2 protein-coding genes and 2 pseudogenes are annotated in these 1,619 nt (G+C 72.5%); all 4 read left to right on the plus strand.

The features are described from left to right. A pseudogene (locus B7L92_RS41745) lies at nt 1-197 on the plus strand (sortase-dependent protein); the annotation flags it as partial. Beyond that, on the plus strand, nt 194-805 hold the full coding sequence (locus B7L92_RS38370) for a class F sortase (RefSeq protein ID WP_081241665.1): 612 nt from the start codon (nt 194-196) through the stop codon (nt 803-805). The pseudogene B7L92_RS41745 and the gene B7L92_RS38370, both read left to right, overlap by 4 nt. A gap of 103 nt (nt 806-908) precedes the next feature. Continuing rightward, nucleotides 909-1,400 (plus strand): RNA polymerase sigma factor, encoded by a 492-nt coding sequence (locus B7L92_RS38375; protein ID WP_081241666.1) that lies wholly within the window; start codon nt 909-911, stop codon nt 1,398-1,400. Further along, a pseudogene (locus B7L92_RS38380) lies at nt 1,384-1,619 on the plus strand (hypothetical protein); the annotation flags it as partial. The gene B7L92_RS38375 and the pseudogene B7L92_RS38380, both read left to right, overlap by 17 nt.

Here is a 1,619-nt window from a genome sequence, read left to right on the forward strand (position 1 = left end):
CCCCAGCCGAGAGCGACGCGCCGAGCCCGGGCGCGGTCACCGTCGTGCCCAGGGGAGCGCCCGACACCGGTGTGGCGCCGACGTCGGCGCAGACCGAAGCCGGGGGCAGCCTGATCGGCGGGGGTGCCGCCGCAGTGCTCGCCGCCGGCGGCGCGGCGGTCTTCCTCGTACGGCGCCGGCGGGCGTCCGAAGCATGACGTCGCTCTCCAGGCGCGCGTTCGCCACCGCGGCGACGGCCTCATTGCTCGTCGGCTGCGGCGGCCACCCCTCCGGTCGGGCCACGGTCGAACGCCCCGGCGGCGCACCACCGTCTTCACGGCCCTCCGTGAAGGCGACGCGGGCCCTCGGGCGTTCGATCCCGGTCGGTTTGGAGATTCCGGCCATCGGGGTCGACACACCGGTCATACGACTGGGGCTGGCTCCGGATCGCACGGTGCAGGTTCCCCCGGTCACGGCTCACGACCGGGCCGGCTGGTACCGGCACTCACCGACGCCGGGCCAGCTCGGCCCGTCGGTGATCCTCGGTCACGTCACGGTCGGGACCCATGGGGACGGCGTCTTCCGCCACCTCGCGCGACTGCACCGCAGCGACCGGATCGTGGCCCGCCTGGAGAACGGCACGACGGCGGTGTTCACCGTCGACTCGATCCGAACCGTCGCCAAGGCCGACTTCCCGACGGACGCGGTCTACGGGGACGTGAACCGGCCGGAGCTGCGGCTCATCACGTGCGGTGGCCCGCGTACCGGTGACCGGTACCGCGACAACGTGATCGTCTTCGCCGCGCTGAGCTCCGCGAGTCCCTGATCCGCAACCAGGGTCCCGGGCCGGCGGACCGTGCGCCGCCGACCCGGGACCGTTTCCCGCGAGTGATACCGCCACACCGGTACCACCACGACGATGGAGAGCATTGAAACGGTCCCGTGAGAAGGCGGCTTCCGAGCTGTTCGCCGCCCTTTACCCGCGCCTCGCCGGCTGGTGCCGCCGGCTGGTCGACGACGACGAGACGGCCCACGAGATCGCCTCGGAGGCGTTCACCCGGCTGTGGGCCCGCTGGACGTCCGTGGCGGAGCCCCGGGGCTTCCTCTACGTCACCGCGGCCAACCTCGTCCGGGACCACTGGCGCAAAATCGAGCGCGAGCGCAGAGCCGTCCACCGTTTCACCACCGAAGCCGCCGTGCGCCCGCACGCCGAACAGGCCGATCCATCCGTGCGCCTGCTGGTGCGGTCACTGCCGGAACGACTGCGCGTCCCGATCCTGCTGCACTATTACGCCGACCTGTCGATCCGGGAGATTTCCGTGGTGACCGGACGCAAGGAAGGAACCCTCAAAGCGGACCTCCACGCGGCCCGGGAACTGCTCCGCGCCCACCTGAGGAGAAGCCTTGATCACACACTCTGACGACGGCCCGGACTTCGAACCCGGCGATCCTCTTGTCGTCCTCCTGCAACCCGCCCCCGAGTATCTCGGCCCGCCCCCTGGCAGGTTCGAGGAGATCCGCCGCCGCGCGGCGCGCCGCCGACTGGCCCGCGCCGCGGTCGGGGTCGGACTGTCGTGCGCCGTCGCCGTCCTCGTCGCCCTGCCGCTGCAGAAGGCGGCGCCCGGCCCACCCGCGTCTCC

This window comes from Streptomyces viridosporus (assembly GCF_002078235.1).
Lineage (GTDB): Bacteria > Actinomycetota > Actinomycetes > Streptomycetales > Streptomycetaceae > Streptomyces > Streptomyces viridosporus.